At 66.6% G+C, this 21221-nt stretch carries 26 protein-coding genes; 13 read left to right on the forward strand and 13 right to left on the reverse strand.

What is annotated here, in order from left to right:
* Nucleotides 1-144 precede the first annotated feature (144 nt).
* The 5 genes from flgF (at nucleotide 145) to ACN2C7_RS14050 (ending at nucleotide 3802) form a co-directional block, all read left to right on the forward strand.
* Nucleotides 145-882: a flagellar basal-body rod protein FlgF gene (flgF, locus tag ACN2C7_RS14030; protein ID WP_419317586.1), complete on the forward strand. Its 738-nt coding sequence runs from the start codon at nucleotides 145-147 to the stop codon at nucleotides 880-882.
* Nucleotides 883-895: 13 nt separating this feature from the next.
* Nucleotides 896-1684 carry a flagellar basal-body rod protein FlgG gene (gene flgG / locus ACN2C7_RS14035; RefSeq protein ID WP_419317587.1) on the forward strand — a complete coding sequence of 263 codons (789 nt, stop codon included), beginning with the start codon at nucleotides 896-898 and terminating at the stop codon, nucleotides 1682-1684.
* Between the two features lie 4 nt (nucleotides 1685-1688).
* A complete protein-coding gene (gene flgA / locus ACN2C7_RS14040; RefSeq protein ID WP_419317588.1) occupies nucleotides 1689-2438 on the forward strand; it encodes a flagellar basal body P-ring formation chaperone FlgA in 750 nt (249 codons plus the stop codon).
* An 11-nt stretch (nucleotides 2439-2449) separates the two neighbouring features.
* Nucleotides 2450-3181: a flagellar basal body L-ring protein FlgH gene (flgH, locus tag ACN2C7_RS14045; protein WP_419317589.1), complete on the forward strand. Its 732-nt coding sequence runs from the start codon at nucleotides 2450-2452 to the stop codon at nucleotides 3179-3181.
* A gap of 147 nt (nucleotides 3182-3328) precedes the next feature.
* Nucleotides 3329-3802, forward strand: coding sequence for a hypothetical protein (locus ACN2C7_RS14050; RefSeq protein ID WP_419317590.1), 474 nt, complete (start codon nucleotides 3329-3331; stop codon nucleotides 3800-3802).
* On the opposite strand, the gene dxs is transcribed toward ACN2C7_RS14050, so the two are convergent.
* The 6 genes from dxs to ACN2C7_RS14080 all read right to left on the reverse strand — a co-directional run bounded on the left by dxs (nucleotide 3803) and on the right by ACN2C7_RS14080 (nucleotide 8921).
* A complete protein-coding gene (gene dxs, locus ACN2C7_RS14055; RefSeq protein ID WP_419317591.1) occupies nucleotides 3803-5722 on the reverse strand; it encodes a 1-deoxy-D-xylulose-5-phosphate synthase in 1920 nt (639 codons plus the stop codon).
* A 17-nt stretch (nucleotides 5723-5739) separates the two neighbouring features.
* A complete protein-coding gene (locus ACN2C7_RS14060) occupies nucleotides 5740-6624 on the reverse strand; it encodes a polyprenyl synthetase family protein (RefSeq protein ID WP_419317592.1) in 885 nt (294 codons plus the stop codon).
* Nucleotides 6621-6965 carry a tRNA-binding protein gene (locus tag ACN2C7_RS14065; RefSeq protein WP_419317593.1) on the reverse strand — a complete coding sequence of 115 codons (345 nt, stop codon included), beginning with the start codon at nucleotides 6963-6965 and terminating at the stop codon, nucleotides 6621-6623. Before ACN2C7_RS14065 ends, ACN2C7_RS14060 begins: the two co-directional genes overlap by 4 nt.
* Entirely contained in the window at nucleotides 6965-7222 is a 258-nt protein-coding gene (locus tag ACN2C7_RS14070) for an exodeoxyribonuclease VII small subunit (RefSeq protein WP_419317594.1), read from the reverse strand. The genes ACN2C7_RS14065 and ACN2C7_RS14070 overlap by 1 nt, the downstream gene beginning before the upstream one ends.
* A 119-nt stretch (nucleotides 7223-7341) precedes the next feature.
* Entirely contained in the window at nucleotides 7342-8004 is a 663-nt protein-coding gene (locus ACN2C7_RS14075; protein ID WP_419317595.1) for a histidine phosphatase family protein, read from the reverse strand.
* Nucleotides 8001-8921 (reverse strand): histone deacetylase family protein, encoded by a 921-nt coding sequence (locus tag ACN2C7_RS14080; protein WP_419321476.1) that lies wholly within the window; start codon nucleotides 8919-8921, stop codon nucleotides 8001-8003. Before ACN2C7_RS14080 ends, ACN2C7_RS14075 begins: the two co-directional genes overlap by 4 nt.
* A 63-nt stretch (nucleotides 8922-8984) precedes the next feature.
* On the opposite strand from ACN2C7_RS14080, the gene ACN2C7_RS14085 reads away from it, so the two are divergent.
* The 7 genes from ACN2C7_RS14085 to ACN2C7_RS14115 all read left to right on the forward strand — a co-directional run bounded on the left by ACN2C7_RS14085 (nucleotide 8985) and on the right by ACN2C7_RS14115 (nucleotide 15685).
* Complete coding sequence (locus ACN2C7_RS14085) at nucleotides 8985-9497, forward strand: N-acetyltransferase family protein (RefSeq protein WP_419317596.1); 513 nt, start codon at nucleotides 8985-8987, stop codon at nucleotides 9495-9497.
* Between the two features lie 69 nt (nucleotides 9498-9566).
* Complete coding sequence (locus ACN2C7_RS14090; protein ID WP_419317597.1) at nucleotides 9567-10745, forward strand: vWA domain-containing protein; 1179 nt, start codon at nucleotides 9567-9569, stop codon at nucleotides 10743-10745.
* Between the two features lie 963 nt (nucleotides 10746-11708).
* Nucleotides 11709-12392, forward strand: coding sequence for a TetR/AcrR family transcriptional regulator (locus ACN2C7_RS14095; RefSeq protein ID WP_419317598.1), 684 nt, complete (start codon nucleotides 11709-11711; stop codon nucleotides 12390-12392).
* A 62-nt stretch (nucleotides 12393-12454) separates the two neighbouring features.
* Nucleotides 12455-13333, forward strand: a complete 879-nt coding sequence (locus ACN2C7_RS14100; RefSeq protein ID WP_419317599.1) for a transglutaminase family protein — start codon at nucleotides 12455-12457, stop codon at nucleotides 13331-13333.
* 31 nt (nucleotides 13334-13364) lie between these two features.
* Nucleotides 13365-13511, forward strand: a complete 147-nt coding sequence (locus ACN2C7_RS14105) for a hypothetical protein (protein WP_419317600.1) — start codon at nucleotides 13365-13367, stop codon at nucleotides 13509-13511.
* 88 nt (nucleotides 13512-13599) lie between these two features.
* Nucleotides 13600-14715, forward strand: coding sequence for a hypothetical protein (locus ACN2C7_RS14110; RefSeq protein WP_419317601.1), 1116 nt, complete (start codon nucleotides 13600-13602; stop codon nucleotides 14713-14715).
* 103 nt (nucleotides 14716-14818) lie between these two features.
* On the forward strand, nucleotides 14819-15685 hold the full coding sequence (locus tag ACN2C7_RS14115; protein ID WP_419317602.1) for a hypothetical protein: 867 nt from the start codon (nucleotides 14819-14821) through the stop codon (nucleotides 15683-15685).
* On the opposite strand, the gene ACN2C7_RS14120 is transcribed toward ACN2C7_RS14115, so the two are convergent.
* The 6 genes from ACN2C7_RS14120 to ACN2C7_RS14145 form a co-directional block, all read right to left on the reverse strand.
* Nucleotides 15682-15978, reverse strand: coding sequence for a UvrB/UvrC motif-containing protein (locus ACN2C7_RS14120; RefSeq protein WP_419317603.1), 297 nt, complete (start codon nucleotides 15976-15978; stop codon nucleotides 15682-15684). The genes ACN2C7_RS14115 and ACN2C7_RS14120 overlap by 4 nt on opposite strands.
* Nucleotides 15979-16128: 150 nt before the next feature.
* Nucleotides 16129-17190: a Leu/Phe/Val dehydrogenase gene (locus tag ACN2C7_RS14125; protein WP_419317604.1), complete on the reverse strand. Its 1062-nt coding sequence runs from the start codon at nucleotides 17188-17190 to the stop codon at nucleotides 16129-16131.
* 59 nt (nucleotides 17191-17249) lie between these two features.
* Entirely contained in the window at nucleotides 17250-18284 is a 1035-nt protein-coding gene (locus ACN2C7_RS14130) for an alpha/beta hydrolase (protein WP_419317605.1), read from the reverse strand.
* Complete coding sequence (locus ACN2C7_RS14135; protein WP_419317606.1) at nucleotides 18281-18862, reverse strand: uracil-DNA glycosylase family protein; 582 nt, start codon at nucleotides 18860-18862, stop codon at nucleotides 18281-18283. The genes ACN2C7_RS14130 and ACN2C7_RS14135 overlap by 4 nt, the downstream gene beginning before the upstream one ends.
* A gap of 56 nt (nucleotides 18863-18918) precedes the next feature.
* On the reverse strand, nucleotides 18919-19551 hold the full coding sequence (locus ACN2C7_RS14140; RefSeq protein WP_419317607.1) for a glutathione S-transferase family protein: 633 nt from the start codon (nucleotides 19549-19551) through the stop codon (nucleotides 18919-18921).
* 72 nt (nucleotides 19552-19623) lie between these two features.
* Nucleotides 19624-19926 carry a DUF3253 domain-containing protein gene (locus tag ACN2C7_RS14145; protein ID WP_419317608.1) on the reverse strand — a complete coding sequence of 101 codons (303 nt, stop codon included), beginning with the start codon at nucleotides 19924-19926 and terminating at the stop codon, nucleotides 19624-19626.
* A 101-nt stretch (nucleotides 19927-20027) separates the two neighbouring features.
* Here ACN2C7_RS14145 and ACN2C7_RS14150 point away from each other — a divergent pair, with 101 nt between their 5' ends.
* Nucleotides 20028-20480, forward strand: coding sequence for a PaaI family thioesterase (locus ACN2C7_RS14150; RefSeq protein WP_419317609.1), 453 nt, complete (start codon nucleotides 20028-20030; stop codon nucleotides 20478-20480).
* Nucleotides 20481-20597: 117 nt separating this feature from the next.
* Here the strand turns inward: ACN2C7_RS14150 and ACN2C7_RS14155 are convergent, their stop codons facing one another.
* Nucleotides 20598-21215 (reverse strand): glutathione S-transferase family protein, encoded by a 618-nt coding sequence (locus ACN2C7_RS14155; protein WP_419317610.1) that lies wholly within the window; start codon nucleotides 21213-21215, stop codon nucleotides 20598-20600.
* Between the last annotated feature and the right edge of the window lie 6 nt (nucleotides 21216-21221).

A 21221-nucleotide genomic window follows, 5' to 3' on the forward strand; every position in this document is an offset into this window, starting at 1 on the left:
GCAGAATCCACCCGGCAGACTCCGCCCAACACCCCCGCGTTAACCTTCCTATTGTTTGTTTTTGCTGACTTTTTGACGTTGGCACGAAGGTTGCTGATAGGACTGCGGCGCATTTGTCGCGCCAGCCGCCCGAGTTAACTCGTCATGGACAACGCGCTGTATGTGGGCCTTTCGCGCCAGATGACGCTCCGCCGCGAGCTGGACATCGTCGCGAACAACATCGCCAACGCCAACACGACGGGCTTCAAGACCGAGGACCTGATGGTCCGGACGGAAGCCGCCAAGCCGGCCCGGACCCTGGGCGGGACCAATCCCGTCAAGTTCGTGCTCGACGACGGCGTGGCGCGTGATTTCACCCAAGGCGCCATGACCAAGACCGGCGGCGACTTTGATGTGGCCATCGAGGGCCAGGGCTTCTTCAAGGTCCAGACGGCGGGCGGCGAGCGCTACACGCGCGACGGCCGCTTCACGACCAACCCCGAAGGCAAGCTGGTCACCCAGACCGGCAATCCCGTGCTGGACGAGGGCGGCACTGAGATCCTCATCGACCCCAAGCAAGGGCCCGTCACCATCGGCAAAGACGGCATCGTCAGCCAGGGTCAGCTGAGCGTCGGCAAGATCGCCGTGGTTCGCGCCGACGACCTGTCCTCGCTCAGCAAGGACGGCGACAACCTCTATCGCAACACCGCCAACGCCACCCTCCAGCAGGCGCCCAACGCCGTCGTGCACCAAGGCATGCTGGAATCCTCCAACGTCCAGTCCGTCGTCCAGATCACCAAGCTGATCGAGGTGCAGCGCGCCTACGAGAGCATGGCCAAGATGATGGACAACGCCGCCGAACTGACGCGCTCCGCCGTCGAGCGCCTCGGCAAAGCCAACTAAGGGAAACTAGACGATGCAAGCTCTGCGCACCGCCGCGACCGGCATGTCAGCCCAACAGCTGAACGTCGAGGTCATCTCGAACAACATCGCCAACATGAATACGGTTGGCTTCAAGCGTCAGCGGGCCGAGTTCCAGGACCTGCTCTACCAGACCATCGAACGGGCCGGCGCCCAGTCGTCCAGCGACGGCAATGTCGTGCCCACCGGCGTCCAGATCGGTGGCGGCGTGAAGGCCGGCTCGGTCTACCGGATCACCGAGCAGGGCACCCCCACCATGACCAACAACGAGTTGGACGTGGCCATCCAGGGCAAGGGCTATCTGCAGATCCTGATGCCTTCGGGCGAGACGGCCTATACCCGCGCCGGCAACTTCTCGACCAATGACCAGGGCCAGATCGTCACCGACGACGGCTATGCGGTGCAGCCCGGCCTGACCGTGCCGCAGAACGCCACCGCCATCACCATCGGCAAGACCGGCCTGGTCCAGGTGACCCTGCAGGGCCAGACCGCGCCCCAGACCATCGGCCAGCTCGAGTTGGCCAACTTCATGAACGAAGGCGGCCTGGAAGCCATCGGCGACAACCTGTTCATGGAAACCGGCGGTTCGGGTCCGGCCAACATCGCCGCCCCCGGCCAACCCGGCTTTGGCACCCTGCTGCAGAACTACACGGAGTCCTCGAACGTCGACGCAGTCAGCGAAATCACCGCCCTGATCGTCGCCCAGCGCGCCTACGAGATGAACTCCAAGGTCATCACCACGGCCGACCAGATGCTCCAGGCCACCTCGCAGCTGAGGTCCTAAGCTCATGAAGCGCCTCCTGATCACCGTCTGCGCCCTGGCTCTCGCCGGTCCCGCGCTCGCCGGACAGACCGTTTCGCTGAAGATGGACACCACCGACGCCGACGGCCGCGTCACCCTGGGCGACCTGTTCGACGGGGCCGGCTCGGCCTCGGACATCCTGGTCGCCACCCGCATCGGCGCCACCACCGTTCTCGACGCCGGTCAGGTGCAATCGGCCGCTCGCCGCGCCGGCCTGGACTGGAGCAATTCGCAGGGTCTGCGCCGGATTATCGTCCGCCAGGGCGCCGATGGCGGCGGCGCAAGCGGCGGCGTGGTTCGCGCCAGGGGCAATGTGGAAGTTCTTGCCTATGCCCGCAGCCTGACGGCTGGCGAGATCGTGCAGCCCCAGGACCTGATCTGGGTGAAGATGGCCGCCTCGCCCAGCGATGCGCCCCAGGACGCCGACGCGCTGATCGGCATGAGCGCCAAGCGCCCCCTGCGTGAAGGCGCCGCAGCCTCGCTGCGCGATGTGTCCGCCGCCCAGGTGATCAAGAACGGCGACATCATCACCGTGACCTACGAAAACGGCGGCGTTTCCCTTGCCCTGCAAGGAAAAGCCATGTCGGCCGCAGCCGCCGGCGACCCGGTCTCCGTCCAGAACTCACTGTCCAAGAAGATCATCCAGGCGGTCGCGACCGGTCCTGGTTCCGCGATGGTCGGTCCGCAGGCGCAGTCCTTGCAAAACCGATCGTCAGTCCGTTACGCCGCTCGCTAGAGGTCATTCGCATGCGCCCCGCCCTGATCGCCGCCCTCGCCCTGCTCGCCCCGCTCGCCGCCTGCTCGACCGTCACTGAAGCCGTGAAGGGCCCTGAACTGGCCCCCGTCGGCTATCCCGCCCAGCTGGCGCCGATGACCCAGCAATTCGTCGCCTCGCGCGACCAGACGCCCCAGGCGGCGTCCGCCAACTCGCTGTGGCGGGTCGGCGCCCGCGCCTTCTTCAACGACCAGCGCGCCAGCAAGATCGGCGACATCCTGACCGTCCAGATCGATATCGACGACAGCGCCAGCACCAAGAACAACTCGGCCAGCAACCGCGCCTCCACCACCCAGACCGGCGTCAGCAACTTCCTGGGTCTGGAATCCAGCCTGGGCAAGATCCTGCCGGGCGGCTTCGATCCCGCCAACGCCATCGGCACCAACTCCACCTTCACCAACGCCGGCGGCGGCAGCGTCAGCCGGTCGGAGAAGATCAGCCTGACGATCGCCGCCGTGGTCAGCCAGGTCATGCCCAACGGCAACATGATCATCCAGGGCACGCAGGAAGTGCGCACCAATGCCGAACTGCGCCAACTGACGGTCGCCGGCATCGTCCGTCCGGAAGACATTTCCTCGGCCAACACCATCAAGCACACCCAGATCGCCGAAGCCCGCATCAGCTACGGCGGCCGTGGCGACATCAGCCGCGTCCAGAAAACCCCGGCCGGCCAGGCCCTGGTCGAACGCTTCTCGCCCTTCTGATCCGGCGACGAGCGGTTCGCGCAAGAACCGGCCCCTCCCTTCAAGGCCTTCAGGCGCAGCCCCCCAAGGGTGTCCGCGCCTGATGTGTTTCTGGACCCAGCGAAACTCCCGCGCTGCGGCCGCGTTGTTCCGGGCAGGAGAATCGCCATGGGACGTCCGCTCGCCGCACTTGCCGTTCTGGGACTTTTGGCCGCCGGCCTGGCGGGCTGCGCCCACGAGACGGTCGCCGACAGCGGCTATCGCTGGGCGTTCCTCAGCGACGCCGGCGAGGCCCCGCGCCTGGCCTATGGCCGGCCTTTCACAGACGATGTGATCCTGATGCTCAGCTGTTCGCCGGGGGCCGACAGCGTCCAGATTTCAGCCGTGGGCCTCGAGGGCCGCGAGATCGTCCTGGCGTCCGCCCGCATCGAAAGCCGATTCACCGCCGAGAAGGCCGGCAGCGCTCTGGTCGAGACCGGCCTGCTGGAAGCGCGCGGCCAGATGAGCGCCCCTGCCCTGGCCGGCTTTCAGCACACCGGCGACCTGACCATCCTGACGAATGGCGACCGGCACAATCTTCACGCCAGGCATGAAGACGAGGGACAGGTGAAGGCGTTCTTCAGGTCGTGCGCCGCGGCCTGATCAGGCCCGGCGGCCCGCCGCCGAGATGTTGTCGATCCCCAGCGCCGACAAGGCGCCGCGCATGATGCCCTCGGCGTCGAGACCCGCCTGGGCGTACATGACATCAGGCTTGTCCTGATCCTGGAAGATATCCGGCAACACCAGGGTGCGAATCTTCAGGCCGCGATCCAGCGCGCCGTGCTCGGCCAGGGCCTGCAGCACGAAGGCGCCGAAACCGCCCATGGCGCCCTCTTCGACCGTGATGATGGCTTCATGCTCGCGGGCCAGCCGCAACAGCAGGTCGATGTCCAGCGGCTTGGCGAAGCGGGCGTCGCAGACGGTGGCCGACAGGCCCCGCGCGGCCAGCAGGTCGGCGGCCTTCAGGCTTTCGCCCAGGCGGGTGCCGAACGAGACGATGGCGACGCTGGTCCCCTCGCGGACGACGCGGCCCTTGCCGATCTCCAGCGGATCGGCGCGGCCGATCGGCATGTCGAGGCCAAGGCCCTCGCCGCGCGGATAGCGGAACGCGCTGGGGCGGTCGTCGATCTCGACGGCGGTGGCGACCATGCGGGCCAGTTCCAGCTCGTCGGCGGCGGCCATCAGGATCATGCCGGGCAAAGCGCCCATGAAGCCGACGTCAAAGGTGCCGGCGTGGGTGGGGCCATCGGCGCCGACCAGGCCGGCGCGGTCCATGGCGAAGCGCACGGGCAGGCGCTGGATGGCCACGTCGTGGACGACCTGGTCATAGCCGCGCTGCAGGAAGGTCGAATAGATCGCCGCGAAAGGCTTCATGCCGTCAGCGGCGAGGCCGGCGGCGAAGGTCACCGCGTGCTGCTCGGCGATGCCGACGTCAAAGATGCGTTCCGGGAACGCCTTCTGGAAGATGTCCAGACCCGTGCCCGAGGGCATGGCGGCGGTGATGGCGACGATCTTGGAGTCGTGCTGCGCCTGCTTGACCAGTTCCTGGGCGAACACCTTGGTGTAGCTGGGCGGGCCGGCGGCGGCCTTGTGCTGCTGGCCGGTGACCACGTCGAACTTGACCACGGCGTGCAGCTTGTCGTCAGCGCCTTCGGCCGGGGCATAGCCCTTGCCCTTCTGGGTGACGACGTGGACCAGGACCGGCTTGTCCTCGAATTCACGGGCGTTCTTCAGCACGCTGACCAGGGCGTCCATGTCGTGGCCGTCGATCGGGCCGACATAGTGGAAGCCCAGCTCCTCGAAGAAGGTGCCGCCGGTGACCATGCCGCGGGCGTATTCCTCGGCCTTGCGGGCCGCTTCGCGCATCGGGGTCGGCAGCTTCTCGACCACGGTCTTGCCGAGCTTGCGCACCTTCCGGTACGCGCCGCCCGAAACCAGATTGGCCAGATAGGCGCTCATCCCGCCCACCGGCGGGGCGATCGACATGTCGTTGTCGTTGAGGATGACGGTCAGTTGCTTGGTTGTGTCGGTCGCCGCGTTCATCGCCTCATAGGCCATGCCGGCGCTCATCGAGCCGTCGCCGATCACGGCCACGACCTTGTTGGTCTCGCCCTTCTGGTCACGCGCAGCGCAGAAGCCCAGCGCCGCCGAGATCGAGGTGGCCGCATGGGCCGCGCCGAACGGGTCGTATTCGCTTTCGGCCCGCTTGGTGAAGCCCGACAGACCGCCGCCCTGACGCAGGGTCTTGATACGGTCGCGACGCCCCGTGAGGATCTTGTGCGGATAGGCCTGGTGGCCGACGTCCCAGATCAGGATGTCCTTGGGCGTCTCGAAGACGTGGTGAAGGGCGACGGTCAGTTCGACCACCCCCAGGCCCGCGCCCAGATGCCCGCCGGTCACCGACACCGCGTCGATGGTTTCGGCGCGCACCTCGCTGGCCAGTTGCTTCAGTTCAGCCACGGAAAAACCGCGCGTATCGGCGGGCGAGGCGATCTTGTCGAGAAGAGGAGTCACGGTGGTCATGTCCGAAGAAAGCGCGGTCAGTTGCGCCGGTCCAGCACGAAATCAACGCTGCGGCGCAGATGATTGGCGCGTTCGCCGAAAATATCGAGGTGAGACTTGGTTTGAGCGGCCAGAAGCGTCGCCCGTTCCTTGGCCGCGTCGAGGCCCAGCAGGGTGACATAGTTGGTCTTGCCCATGGCGGCGTCCTTGCCGCCCGCGGCCTTGCCCAGCACGGCTTCGTCGCCCTCGGCGTCCAGAATGTCGTCGACGATCTGGTAGGCCAGACCCAGGTCCTGGGCGAAGCCCATCAGGGCGGCGCGCTCGGAATCTTTTGCCCGGGCGATGATCAGCGGAATTTCGAAAGCAAAGGCGATCAGGGCGCCGGTTTTAAGACGCTGCATGCGGGCCACGGCACCCAGATCATCGCGAACGCCCAGAATGTCGATCATCTGACCGCCCGCCATGCCCTTGGCGCCCGAAGCGATGGCCAGCTTGCGCACCAGTTCGGCGCGGATATGGCCGTCATCGTGGGTGTCGGGGTGGGCCATGATCTCGAAGGCGGCGGTCTGCAGGGCGTCGCCCGCCAGAATCGCTGTCGCCTCGTCATACTGGATGTGCACCGTCGGACGGCCGCGACGCACGTCGTCATTGTCCATGGCCGGCAAGTCGTCATGCACCAGGCTGTAGGCGTGGATGCATTCCAGGGCGCAGGCGGCGCGCAGCACCGGCCGCTCGGGCAGGTCGAACATCTTGCCGGTTTCGAGGGCGAAGAAAGGCCGCAGCCGCTTGCCCGGCCCCAGGGCCGCATAGCGCATGGCCTCGGTCAGCCGACTCTCGGGGCCGTCGGCCCGGGGCAGCAGCTCGTCGAGCGCCACGGTGACGATGTCGGCAGCCTGAACGATGCGACGTTCCAGATCGATCAAAACAGCTTCCCCCCGTCTGGCGCGGCGCGATCCACGCTGACCAGCACCACATCACCCTCAGCGTCGGGAAAGCCCAGACACAGAACCTCGGACATCACCGGACCGATCTGACGTGGCGGAAAATTGACCACCGCCGCGATCCGGCGCCCGACCAGATCGTCCAGGGCGTAGTGCTTGGTCACCTGAGCCGACGAGCGCTTGATCCCGATCGCCGGGCCAAAATCGATGGTCAGCTTGTAGGCGGGCTTGCGCGCTTCGGGAAACGGCTCGGCCCGGGTCACGGTGCCGATGCGGATATCGACCTTCTCGAAGTCGTCATAGGTAATCGGTGCTGAAGCCATCAGGCGAAGTCCGCCGGTTCGGCGCTAACCGCGCCGCCCTGGCCCAGAACAATCTTTTCGACCTTGAGGCGGGCGGCCTCGAGCTTCTTTTCGCAGTGGGCCTTCAGGGCCGCGCCGCGCTCATAGATGTCGATCGACCGCTCCAGCGGCGCCTGGCCGGACTCCAGCTCGGACACGATCTTTTCCAGCTCGGCCAGGGCCTGCTCGAAGCTCAGTCCGGCGAGATCTCCATCCGTGGCGTTCGAGGCGTCGGTCATTTCAACTCCGAGGAGAACGGCCGCACCCTAGTGGGGCGGGAAGATGCGGGCAACGACCTAGAATGTGGCCGTCGTTAAGGGAAGTCGGAATGCGCCCTCCCATCTCGGGAGCGTGGTCTTCAGGCCAGGGTGAAGCGCTTGACGCTCCAATAGGCGTGGCCTTCGTCGAGCAGCTGGCGCGCGCCCTTCTTTCTCAGCGACCGGGCGATCATCCAGTTGAAGAAGCCGTGAGCCAGAACCAGCACGTCCTGTCCACCGGCGGCCAGATCGATCAGCAGGTCGGCGGCCTGGTCAGAGCGGATCTCGGCCTGGGCCCGGGTCTCCTGCCCGCCGTGGTGGTTGAAGAACCACCACCAGAAGCGGGCGAAGAATCCCAGGTGACTGGGCTTCATCTTGATCCATGACGGCCAGGGCGGCGGCGGCAGCGGCGCCTCGACAAACAGCGGATCGGTGGAGAAGGCGCGACCTTCGCAGACGGCCTGGGCGGTCTCGATCGAGCGGCGGCGGGTCGAGGCGATGACCAGGCTGGCCTGCCGGCCGGCTTCGACCAGGGAGGCCGGAGGCGTCTGGCCGGGCTTCAGTCCGCCCACTTCATAGCGCGCCCACCATTCGCCATAGGCGGCGCAGTTGAAGCGCACCTTGCGAGACAGGGCCGGCTCGCCATGTCGGGCCAGGGTGATGAGGCCCGGACGCACCGGTCTTTCCTCCGCGAGGATGTGGTCGGCGTTGCTTGCGTCGGCCATGTTCCCGAGAGAGCGACGGCTACCCGTCGATCCCTTCATCCCTCCTGCAGAGCGCGGACATGCGCGGCGGCTGAGCGCCCCAGCGCCTGTAGGTCGTAGCCGCCCTCGAGCGAGGAAACAATACGGCCCCGCGACCGGGCGTTGGCGACCGAGACGATCGCCCGGGTCGCCCAGGCGAAATCCTCGGCTTCCAGGTTCTGCGCCGACAGCGGATCGCGGACATGGGCGTCGAAGCCGGCGGACACCAGAATCAGATCCGGCGAGAAGGCGTCGACCTTGTCCATCAGCCCCTCGAACCCCGCCCGCCAGGTTTCCCGGGCCGCGCCCGGCGCCACGATGGCGTTGGCGATGTTGCCCAGGCCGGTCTCGGACGGATCGCCGGTGCCGGGATATAGCGGCGACTGGTGGATCGAGGCGAAGAAGACGGTGGGGTCGTTCTCGAACGCGGCCTGGGTGCCGTTGCCGTGATGGACGTCGAAATCGACGATAGCCACCCGGCGAAGGCCCGAAGCCTGGGCCACCCGCGCCGCGACGGCCACGTTGGAGAACACGCAGAAGCCCATGGCCGTGCCCGGCTCGGCGTGATGGCCCGGCGGCCGCACCGCGCAGAAGGCCCGCATCCCCTCCCCGGCCGCGATCTGGCGCACGGCTGAAACCGCCGCCCCGGCCGCTCGCCGCGCCGCGACTAGGCTGCCAGGGGTCAGGATGGTGTCGGGATCCAGGGCGTGGCGGCCGGCGCTGGGGGCCGAAGCCAGCACGGCGTCGATGAAGGCCTGCGGATGCACCAGGGCCAGGTCGGCGATATCGACCAGCGGCGCCTCGAGCGTTTCCAGATCCAGCGTGGCGTCGTCGCTCAGGGCGTCGATCACCGCCTGCAGCCGTTCGGGCCGCTCGGCATGGCCGTCGCCTGGCCGATGGTCCAGCATGTCGGAATGGGTGAACAGGGCGATGCTCATGGCCCGACGGTAGCGCGGACAGCCATTGGACGAAACCGGTCCATCGCGGTTATCAAGCAAGACATGAGCCTTTCCCTTCGCCGCGCCACGCTTGAAGACGCCGACACGGTCTCCAGCCTGGGCGCCCGCACCTTCATCCAGACCTTCGACTATCTGTATCCGCCGGCGGATCTGGAGACCTTCATCGCCTATGCCTACGGGCTGGAGCGCACCCGGAGCGATCTGGCGCATCCCGACAAGGCCACCTGGCTGCTGGAGGATGACGGCGAGGCGATCGGCTACGCCCTGGCCGGTCCCTGCGACCTGCCGCATGACGACGTGCAACCGGGCGATGGCGAGCTGAAGCGCATCTATGTGCTGAAAGACCACCAGGGCGGCGGCAAGGGCTCCATGCTGATGAACGCGGCGCTGGAGTGGCTGGAGAAGGATGGCCCCCGCCCCCTGTGGATCGGCGTGTGGTCCGAGAATTTCGGCGCGCAGCGGCTTTATGAGCGGCTGGGGTTCGCCAAGGTCGGCGAGTACTTTTTCCCGGTCGGCGAAATCAGGGATCTGGAGTTCATTCTGCGGCGGGGTTGAGCGGTTCGGGCGTTGCGTCCCGTTTAAGAACCCTCCACACTCCGAACATCTGTTCGAAAGCCCGCGCCGATGTTCCTTCGCTTCTTCTCCGAGCTCCGCCAGGCCAAGGTGCCGGTGTCCTTGCGCGAGTACCTGATGCTCATGGAGGCCCTGGACAAGGACGTCATCGACCGTTCGGTCGAGGACTTCTATTTCCTGTCCCGCGCCAGCCTGGTGAAGGACGAGAAGAACCTCGACAAGTTCGACCGGGTGTTCAGCCACGTCTTCAAGGGCCTGGAGACCGTCAGTGACGGCCTTGCCGCCGACATCCCGGAAGAGTGGCTCAAGGCCCTGACCGAGAAGTTCCTGACCGACGAGGAAAAGGCGGCGATCGAGGCCATGGGCGGTTTCGAGAAGCTGATGGAGATGCTGCAGGAGCGCCTCAAGGAACAGAAGAAGCGCCATGAGGGCGGCAACAAGATGATCGGTTCGGGCGGCACCAGCCCGTTCGGCAATAACGGCTACAATCCCGAAGGCGTCCGCATCGGCCAGGACAAGAGCCGCCACGGCAAGGCCGTGAAGGTCTGGGACAAGCGCGAATACAAGAACCTCGACGACAGCGTCGAACTGGGCACCCGCAACATCAAGGTGGCCCTGCGCCGCCTGCGCAAGTTCGCCCGCGAAGGCGCCGCCGAGGAGCTGGACCTGAACGGCACCATCCGCGGCACGGCGGAAAAGGGCTATCTGGACATCCAACTGCGCCCCGAGCGGCGCAACAAGATCAAGGTGCTGCTGTTCTTCGACATCGGCGGCTCGATGGACGGCCATATCAAGCTCTGCGAGGAGCTGTTCAGCGCCGCCAAGACCGAGTTCAAGAACCTGGAATTCTACTATTTCCACAACTGCCTCTACGAGGCCGTGTGGAAGGACAATCGCCGCCGGCAGGTGGAGAAGATCCCGACCTGGGACGTGCTCCACAAGTTCCCCAGCGATTACAAGGTGATCTTCATCGGCGATGCGACGATGAGCCCCTACGAAATCACCTATCCGGGTGGCAGTGTCGAACACTGGAACGAAGAGCCCGGCGCGATCTGGATGGAGCGCGTGGCCGACATCTATCAGAGCTGCGTCTGGCTCAATCCCACGCCAGAGCGGCACTGGGACTACACCCAGTCGATCGGGGTGATGAAGACCCTGATGAACGACCGGATGTTCCCCCTGACGATCGAGGGCCTGGACAAGGCGATGCGGGAGCTGGTGCGGGGGTAGGCTGATCCTCCCCCTCCGGGGGAGGTGGCCCGGAGGGCCGGAGGGGGCCAGCACGGCCGATTTCCAGCTAGCCCCCTCAGTCGCTCCGCGACAGCTCCCCCAGAGGGGGAGCAGCTACAGTTTCGCGACCTCGCGCGGGAACCGCCGAGTTGATGAAAAGGGTCGCGGAGCGTCCGGACCACGTCCGGATGAGTGAGTAGCAAATACCGTTTCGACGAAGCCGGGCGCTCCGCGTCATCGTTATCCGTCAGCGTCCCAGCGGGTGGCCCAGTTGGGGCCTTACCGGAACCCGGAAGCTTCGGTTTCCCGAAGTCCCGAAGGTCGGGGGGCGTGGGGCCAATTCTGACCAACACTCGCCTTGATCCCCATCCACGCCGACGGCGGGCGGGTCCTGCAACGCCAGGAGCCCCGGACACGCTTCAGTATCCCCCTGAAGCCCAGTCCCGCTCGATCACCCCCCGCCGCCGCAATGGTCGCTGGCCTTGCGCCCTTTCCTCGCGACGAGGTGAGTACAGAATACGGCAGGTTTTAAGGGGGCTGCGTCGATTGTCTGGGCGCCCGTGGCGCCTGCGCAAGAGCGTGACGCACAACAACGCCCGTCATCCCGGGACGTGTTCCCAAGACCCATGGGTCGGCCGCACGGTCCGTGGATCATAGACCCCTTACGGTGCAACGGAACGATGGGTCCCGGAAACACGTCCCGGGATGACGGGGACTGTATGGGGCGGCTCGTGATGCTCCCTCTTCAGGGGGACGACCTGGAGCTTTGATCCTCGTGCCCATCCGGGGATGGCGCGCAGTTTGTCCCCGAACTCCGGGTCTCTCCCAGAACGCGAAGTCCGCCGCGCATCGCTGCGCCAAACAAGCAGTCCCGCCAGTACTTCATCAGCCTTCGGCCGATCTTGACGCTTGCGCCAAATTCAAACGCCCGTAAGACTTCCCCACGGGTAAAGGGGAATTGTAGTGAGTCCGACCACCGACGCCGCCGTCTCGCCGCTTCTGACTGAAGGGGTGGCCGAGGCCGCCGAGACCGAAGCCGCGACCAAGAATCTGGTGTTCGTGGCCGCCGAGCGACTGTTTGCCCTGCATGGCTTCCAGAACGTGTCGGTGCGCGACATCACCGCAGCAGCTGGTGTCAACCTGGCCTCGGTGAACTATCATTTCGGCTCCAAGGACGCCCTGCTGTTCGAGATTTTCCGCCGCCGCACGACGGAACTGAACCGCGAACGCGCCCGCATGCTGCACGAGGCCAACGACCGCAACGCCGGCAAGCCGCCCGTGCGCGAGGTGCTGGCCGCCCTGCTGACCCCGCCCCTGCGCTGGCTGGCCCCCGACCACGAGCGCCGCATCTCGCTGCAGTTCCTGATCCGCGCCCGCAGCGAGGGCACCGACCAGATCCGCCAGATCCTGAAGACCGACGTCTCGCATCTGCGCCGCTTCTCCGACGCCCTGCTGGCGGCCCGCCCTACCCTGTCGCCGGAAGACGTCTACTGGCGCCTGCACTTCACCCTGGGCATGCTGCACAACAACCGCTTCGCCGAGTTCGATCGCCTGAACGTGCTGTCGGAAGGCGCCACCAGCGAGGGCGACGTGGAGGCCCTGCTGGCGCGGATGCTGGCCTTCGCCGAGGCGGGTTTCGCCGCCTGATACCTGCGCGATCTGGCGCCGCCTGACGGAACGAAGCGACCCGGCCGGGGTTAGGCTCGGCAATGGCGAGACTCAGAATCCTGCACGAGACGCGGTATGATTATGACCGCCCGGTCCGTTTCGGCACGCACCGGTTGCTGATCCGCCCGCGCGACAGCCATGCCCTGCGCATCGTCGAGGCCTCGCTCTATGTCACCCCGCCCGGCCCCACCCGCTGGACCTATGACGCCAACGGCAACTGCGTGTGCCTGTTCAGCCCGCGCGGCCAGTCGACCTCGCTGAGCATCATCAGTGAACTGATTATCGATCGTTTCCCCGCCCCGCTGTCGCCGCTGCGGATCGACAATCCCCATACCCTGACGCCGATCGTCTATGACCGCGAAGACCGCGCCACCCTGGCCCCGTTCATGGCGCCGGTCACCGACGATCCCGACGCCATACTTCTCAAGTGGCTGCGCGGCCTGCGCGGACGCCTGGACGAGCCGGCGCTGGATTTCCTGCTGCGGGTCAATTCAGTCATCCACCAGCAGTTCGACTACACCACCCGATACGAGCAGGGCGTCCAGAGCCCGCTGGAGACCCTGGCCAGCGGCAAGGGCGCCTGCCGAGACCTGGCCTGGCTGATGGTCGAGGGCATGCGCCGGCTGGGCTATGCGGCGCTGTTCGCCACCGGCTATCTCTATTCGCCCAGCGCCTCGGCCGTACGCGGCGCGGGCGCGACCCATGCCTGGTGCGAGCTGTTCCTGCCCGACCTCGGCTGGGTGGAGTTCGACCCCACCAATGGCCTGGCCGAGTCGCCGGACCTTATCCGCGTGGCCACCACCCGCACCCCGGCCCAGGCCCTGCCCGTCTCGGGAGCCATTCTGGGCGACCCCGGCGAGGCTCGACTTCACGTCTCCGTGGATGTCGCCTTGGTCGACACTGTTTTCGAGCCCGCGTGATAAAATGAGCGGTCGATCGGGAGTGAGAGCCATGACCAATGGGTTCCAGCAGCAAGACCCCATGACCAATTACAGCGTGCCCAAGTCCGAGCCCAAGGCCCAGCATGGCCGCAAGCCTGATGAGGAAGCCTTGAAGTTCAAGGAACGACGGACATTCGAGCCCAGACCGGGCCACTGACGGCGAACGGCGTTCTTCGAGGTTTTGACAATCCGCCTGCCGTCGCGCTTACTACCCTGGGCTGAAATTCGCTTGGGGGCGCGCAAGCATGGGCGAGACCAGAGATCCACGGGTCGTTTTCGCGATCGGCCTGGCGCGCGTCCTGCTGTCGATCCTCGTCGTCTATGCCTTCCTGGCCACCCTGATGACGGCCTCGGCCCAGCAGTCGATCTCGGCCGGGCTGAAGGATGTGGCCAACGAAGACGGCAAGCCCGTCACCTATAGCCAGGCCTATCTGGCCTACAAGAAATCCGCCGAGCTGAAAAAGACCCGCGACCAGGCCTGGCGCGAGCACGACGCCGAACGCAAGGCGATGGAGAAGGCCCGGTCCCTGAGGATCGGCCTTGAGCCGGCGATCTCGAGCGAGTCCGACGCCTTTTTCAGCTTTCGCGACCGCCTGAGGGCCCAGGCCCTGTGCGAGTTCAGCCCCAACGCCAGCAAGCTCCAGGACTGGGAGACGGTTCAGAGCTGCGAGCTCAGGCCCCGCGACCAGAAGATATGGGACTCGCTGGTCGCGCGCTCACCCAACTTCAAGCAGGTGATGGAGAACGCCTCGCGCGCCGATACGGCCTTCTACGAGGCCAGGAACAGTGTCGACAGCTCCAAGGAAGCCCTCGACGAGGCCGACAAGCAGGGGCAGTGGGCCCTGCAGGTGGGCCGAAAGTTCGGCGACTTCGATCTTCTGCGCGGCTCCTGGATGGCGGCGGGCGGGCTGTTCGAGGGCTTTCCGCCGGCCACCCTGCAGATCCTGCTGGCCTTCATGTCGGGCGCCTTCGGGGCGCTGCTGATCGCCCAGATCCTGATCGTCTATCCCGAGAATCAGCTGGGCCTGACCAAGGGCGAGGGTTTCGAGGCGCGCATCGGGCTGGGCGGCATGGTCGCGGTCTGCGTCTACATCATCCTGGGCAGTGGCGCGGTGCTGCTGGGCGACGCCTCCTCGCTGGAGGGCGACGCCAATGTCATGACCTTTGCGGGCGTGGGTGTCCTGGCGGGCATGTTCTCCGACCGGGTCGCCGCATGGCTGTCCGAGCGCGCCAACTTCTTCTTCGAAGCGCGCCGCAAGCCCGGTGAGGACGGCGGTGATGGCGACGGGCCCACCGACGACAAGCCTCGGCCGCCCGGCAAAACGCCCCCTGGGGCGCCAGAAAAGCGGGCGCGAACCTAATTTCACATTTCGTCGGTGTGTAGGGCCTGTACAGGCGTCACACTGTTCAGCATACCGTTAACGGCACGCTGGGGGACGCGAGCGCGAGGGAACGTTCGGATCGATGCGGGCTGGGGTCATCATAAGGGGCGCGCTGGTTGCGGCCGGGCTGGGGGTTGTCGCCACGACCGCCACGGCCCTGTCGACCCATGCGCCGGCGCCCTATGACGCAACCCTGACCCTGGCCGGCGGCGACGCCGCCGCCATCGATCCGGACGCTCCGATCGCCACCGCCCGCTATGGCGATGCGCCACGCGGCGCGCCCGCCGCGCCCGCCTCAACCCTTGCCCCCTCGCCCGTCGATCTGGCCGGAGCGGTCGCGCCCCTGGCCGGCGGCCCAGCTTCTGTCCCCGCTCCCAAGCCCTTGCTGGTCGCCCAGACCCAGCCCGCGATCGAAGCCGGCGCCGGAGCCAAGACCCCGCCCGCGATCCAGACTCTCGCAGAGCCCCGCAAGCGCTCTGCGCCGACCGCCGTGACCGTCGCCGAAACGCAGCCGTCAGCCTTGGGCCTTGTCCGCGCTTCGACACGGCGCATTCCGGTGGTCAAGGTCGAGGATATCGACATCCAGCCCTTCGGCTCGCTCGACGCGCCTTCGACATCCCAGCGCCTGTCGGTCAACGCCTCGGCCCTGATGGGCAAGATGAGCGGCGTGGCCCAGGATCCACGCCGGGGCCGTTGGGTGCTGTTCGCCGCCAGTTCGGGCCAGGCCCTGAGCTGGAACATGATCCGCAGTTCTGTCGAAGGATGGCGCGGCTCCGGCTGGTCGCAGGACCGTTTGACGCGCTTTGGCACCCATCAACTCGGCGTAGGCTGGCGCAAGGGCGGCAAGCAACTGTCGCTCAGCGCCACCCGTCGCAAGCTGCAGGCCCAGGCCTATTCCGACCGCGACATGGTCTATGGCGTGACCCTGTCGATCAAGCCCAAGCGCTAGGTCTTGCGGCGACGTGCGCCGCGCGAGTGGCCGGCGGTCATCGGATCGGGCTTTTTCGGCGGGACCCAGCCCTCGGGCGGCGCATAGACCTGCTGCTCCGTGCCCAGACCCATCCTTCCCGGAACCTGTCGCTGGAAGTACGAGGCCTGGGGCGCGTCCTCGACACCGCGCACGAGGTTACCCCGCCGCAGGTCCTCGATCTGGTCGCGCAACTTGCCCGCCGTCTCGAAATCCTGAGCGGCGACGGCGGCTTCCATCTGTTGTTTCAAGTCGTCGAGATGGGTGTTGGACATGGCAGGCTCCATGATTTCCAACATGGAACGCGCGACGCGGCGAAAAGGCTAGAGCGTTTTCGAGCGAAGTGGATCCCGGTTCGCGTGAATAAAATGCGCCAAAACAAACATCTAGAGCTCCGGACTGACTCAATCAGGACGGAAAATGCTCTAGGCCCGCGCCGCTGCGATGCGGGCCCGGGCGATCTCGTCGGCCACCAGGTTGGCGGGGCGCTTTTCAGCGATCGACTGGTCGATGACCTCGCCCAGGGTCTGGGCCAGGCGGTCCAGCTTGGTCGCCACCCACTGGCCGTCGAACGACCCATTGGCCTCGAGGGCGCGGATCTCGGCGGCCACATTGATGATGCCGCCGCCGTTGATGACATAGTCGGGGGCGTAGAGGATGCCGCGATCAAACACTGTCTGGCCGATCATGGCGTCGGCCAGCTGGTTGTTGGCGCCGCCGGCGATCACCTTGACCTTCAGGCGCGGCAGGGTCGCGGCCGAGATCGCGCCGCCCAGGGCGCAGGGGGCGAAGACGTCGGCCTCGACGTCGAAGATGGCGTCGGTCGGTACGATGGTCGCGCCGGTCTTGGCGGCCACCTCTTGCAGGGCCGTCTGGTTGACGTCGGCGATAATCAGCACCGCGCCGGCCGCGTGCAGCTTTTCGGCCAGATAGGCGCCGACATGGCCGACGCCCTGGATCGCGACGCGCACGCCCGTCAGGTCGCGCTGCAAAGCCTTCTCGACGCACAGCCGCACGCCGCGGAACACGCCCTCGGCGGTGACCGGCGACGGATCGCCAGAGGCGGCCGCATGGCCTTCCAGGCCGGCGACATAGCGGGTGGTCTTGCGGGTGCTCTCCAGATCGGACGGCGAGACCCCGACATCCTCGGCGGTCCAGTACCGGCCGTTCAGGCTGTCGACCGCGCGGCCGAAAGCTTCGAACAACTCCGGCGTCTTCTGGCTGCGGCTGTCGCCGAGGATCACGGCCTTGCCGCCGCCGAAGTCGAGGTCGGCCATGGCGTTCTTGAACGACATGCCGCGCGACAGCCGCAGGGCGTCGGTCAAGGCGGCTTCACTGCTGGCATAGTCCCACATCCGGCAACCGCCGGCGGCGGGGCCGCGCGCGGTGGAATGGATGGCGATGATCGACTTCAGACCGGTTTTTTCGTCGAAGAAGGTGTGGACGCCTTCATGTCCCTCGAAATCGGGGGAATCGAACAAGGTCATGCCGCAGGTCTCGCCTCAGACAGAAGAATGCGCCGGGGTGTACGCTCCCCGGCGCGCGGTCACAACCCCGAAGACTTGGTCTGCGACCTTGAGGCCATGGCCTCCATGACCTTGACGCTGGACGGGATCGGCGGCGCGCCCGACGGCCAGGGCGCGGCGGGGTCGTTCAGGAAGCTGACCGCGTCGCGCCAGACGGTCGGGGCCTGCCGGTCGACCAGCAGCAGGTGCCAGCCCTTTTCATAGCAGGCCGTGCGGTCGGAGGGCTTCAGCCTGGCCGACGCCTCGACCGTCGGCGCCTTGGGGATGATCTTGTCATTGACCCCATAGAACCAGGCCGTCGGAACCGTGATCCTGTCGGTCGAGCGCCACGCCTTCTCCATCAGGCCGACCAGCCCGTAGACGGTGTCGGACCGCGCGCCCCAGATCATCAGCGGGTCTTTGCCCATGCGCCGCAGCTCGTCGAGATTGTCGCTGGGCATCACCTTGCGCACCAGCCAGTCGGGCGGCTCGACCACCCAGCCGCCGACCATGTGGGCGGTGACCCAAAGGCTGGCGCGGTTGGGCAGCGGTTGCTCGGACCAGCCCCAGACAGCCGGGGCGAACAGCAGCAGGCGATCGACCACAGGCGGATCCGGATCGGTCATGGCGGTGATGGCCAGCGCCCCGCCCATGCTGATGCCGGCCAGGGCGATCTTCGCGCCCGGATGCCGCTCACGGACCAGGGCGACGCAGGTGCGCACATCCTCGATGACGATCCCGACCGGCGCCCAGACGCCGCGCTCGGGCGAGCGACCAAAGCCGCGCACGTCGAAGGCGTAGGTGGCGATCCCCTGCCCGGCCCACCCGTCGGCGGCCAGATGATAGGCGTTGGAATAGTCGTTCATGCCGTGCAGACCGACGATCACCCACTCGGGTTCTCTGGCCGGTAGCCAGGTCCTCAGGCCCAGCCGCGCGCCGTCGAAGCTGACGAAATCCTCGCCCTCGAAGCGCGCCCCTCGAAAGCCCAGCGGCCCCAGGTCCAGCCTCTGGGTCAGGGGCGCGCAGCCGCTAAGGGCGGCGGCGGACGCGGTGAGGATCAGGCTACGGCGGTTCATGCCCCCAGAATGCCCGCCACCCGCTGGCGAAGATAGGGCGTGACCTCGTTCTCGAACCACGGATTGCGCTTGAGCCAGGCGGTGTTGCGCCACGACGGATGCGGCATGGGCAGCACATCGGGACCAAAGGTCCGCCAGGCGGCGACCGTGTCGGTCATGGTCTTGCCGACCCGGTCACCCAGCGCCCAGGCTTGAGAATAGCTGCCGACCAGCAGGGTCAGTTCGACGTTCGGAAGTTGCTCCAGCAACTGCGGCCGCCACATCGCCGCGCAGCGGGGCGGCGGCGGATAGTCGCCGCCCTTGGGGTTGGTCCCCGGAAAGCAGAAGGCCATGGCCGCAACGCCGATCTCGGGCCGGGCATAGAAGGTCTCGCGGTCGATCCCCATCCACTGGCGCAGGCGCACGCCGGACGGGTCGTTGAACGGCAGGCCGGTCTCGTGGACCAGCCGTCCCGGCGCCTGGCCGGCGATCAGGATGCGGGTCTCCTCGCGCACCCGCGTCACAGGCCGGGGCGTGTGCGGGAGGTACGGCGCGCAGGCCCGGCAGGCGGCGATGTCGGAGAGAAGCGCGTCGAGCATCGGGACAATCCAGGGCGCGGCGGCGCTTATCCAAGCGTCGCCGCCCAAGAGAAACTCTAGCCGCCCAGGAAGCCCCGCTCCCTAGCGATCACCGTTTCGAACGACGGCCGGGCCAGGATGCTGTCGGCCCAGGCCTTGGCCTTGGGCCACTTGGCGAAGTCAAAACCCGCATGCATCAGGTTGGCGAAGGGGCTGGCCACGGCGATGTCGGCCAGGGTCAGGCGGTCCTCGATCAGGAAGCCGCTCTCGGGAGCGATCTTCTCCAGATAGTCCATCACGGGCGGCATCTCCTCGGTCGTGGCCTTTTCGACCGCCGCCAGATCGCTTTCGACACCCATGAACCGAGGGCCGACCACCAGGTTGAAAAAGATCTTGCCGGCCGCACCGACGAAGATGCTGTCGGCGAACTCCTCGAACCAGATCGTCCGGGCGCGCGCCCTGGGCTCAAGCGGGATCAGGTTGGGCTCGGGATAGGCCGCCTCCAGATAGGTGACGATGGCGCTGGAGTCGGAGATCCTGAAATCACCGTCCTGAAAGCCCGGAATCTTCTTGAAAGGGCTGATCTCCAGAAACTCGGGATCGGGCGAGCCGGGCCGGGCGACCTTGTTTTCGAAGGTCAGACCCTTCTCGGTGGCGAAGGCCATGGTCTTGCGCACGAACGGCGACAGCGACGAGCCGTGAATCAGCATCGGTAAACTCCCCTAATGTTGGGGCTCATAGTTCATCGATTGAGTTTCGTTTCAAGACTTAGTCGACAGGGGTCAGATATCGTCGTCCGCGTCGTCATCCGGAGCGGCGGTCTCGAAGCTGGTCGGATCGCCCGGCAGCCGGGTGCGCAGGCGATAGACGCCGCGGAATTTCTCGGGATCGACCGGCTTGTTGTGGCGCAGGATCACGATGGTTCCGGCGCGCGCCAGTTCGATGGCGTTGTTGCGCACATGGCCCAGGATCTGCTGCCAGCGCTCGGGCTGCACCGCCTTGGCGACGCTCATGGGGTCGATGGACTTTCCCTCCGGCAGGCCTGCCAGCTGGGAAAGGATGGTCTCTTGGATCGGGGTCGTCATGGGCCGCTCCATGCCACGGATCGCCGCCTTACGCGAGGGACGGCTTGCGCGTCATTCGACACGGCTCTAGCTCAGGCCGGTTGATTTGAGGGGACGAGCACATGGATGGCGGCAATGACGCGCCCGGCGGGCCGCGATTGGTCGAGAGCGGCGAGTGGGCCGGCTGGCGCACCTGGTCGGGTCTGGATCCGTTCGAGGACCAGTCCGGACCCTTCTATTTCAGGGAAGATGAGACCGGCCTGGTGACCACCGCCTTCAAGGCCGAGACCCGCCACATGAACGGCGGCGGCTTCATGCACGGCGGCTGCATGCTGACCTTCGCCGACTTTTCGCTGTTTGCGATCTCGTGGCGGGCGCTGGCCGGCCAGCACGCCGTGACCGTCAGCCTGAACGGCGAGTTCATGGGCCCGGCCCGGCCCGGCGACCTGGTGACGGCGACCGGCGAGGTCACCAAGGCCGGCGGCTCGCTGCTGTTCGTGCGCGGGCTGGTCTCGACGGGCAGTTCGCCGATGCTGAACTTTTCGGGCGTGATCAAGAAGATCCGGAACCGATAGCCACTGGCCCCCACCTGGTCGCTTCGCGACCGTCCGCCCCCGTAGGGGGCGGATGAACTCATCTTCCCCCTCCGGGGGAAGACGATCGCGGAGCGATCCGTAGGGGGCCAGTGATCGCTACACCCCAGCCTTCGCCGCCGGCCTCTGCATCATCTGCTCAAGCCACCGCCCGACATTGACCAGTTCCGCGTCCGGCCGGAACTTGACCATCCGGGCAAAATCGATCCCCGTGACCGCCAGGATGTCGGCGATGGTCACCCGATCGGCGGCGATGAACTCACTCTCGGCCAAGCGGCGGTCGAACACCTTCAGCGCCCGCTCGGCGGCCTTGCGATTGGTCTCGGCGATTTCGGGCACCTGGGTTTCGATGGCGGCCAGGGCGGGATGGCCATGCCGCACGGCCATCATCAGCGGGGTCGAGAGCAGCATCTCCGCGCGGCGGGTCCACATCTCGATGATCGCGGTCTCCAGCGGATCGCGCCCGAACAGGTTCGGCTCGGGATAAACGCTTTCCAGATAGCGGCAGATGGCCACCGACTCGGTGATCGTCGTGTGCTCGTCGATCTCAAGCGCCGGCACATTGGGCAGGCCGGCTCTCGCCAGATAGTCGGGCGTCTTGTGCTGGCCGCCGAAGATGTCGATGTCGACGATCTCGACGTCTTCGATGCCCTTCTCGGCTATGAACCAGCGGACCCGGCGAGGATTGGGGGCGCGGCGGCTGTCATAGAGCTTCATGGTGAG

It is taken from the genome of Caulobacter sp. ErkDOM-E (genome assembly GCF_048541895.1).
Classification (GTDB): domain Bacteria; phylum Pseudomonadota; class Alphaproteobacteria; order Caulobacterales; family Caulobacteraceae; genus Caulobacter.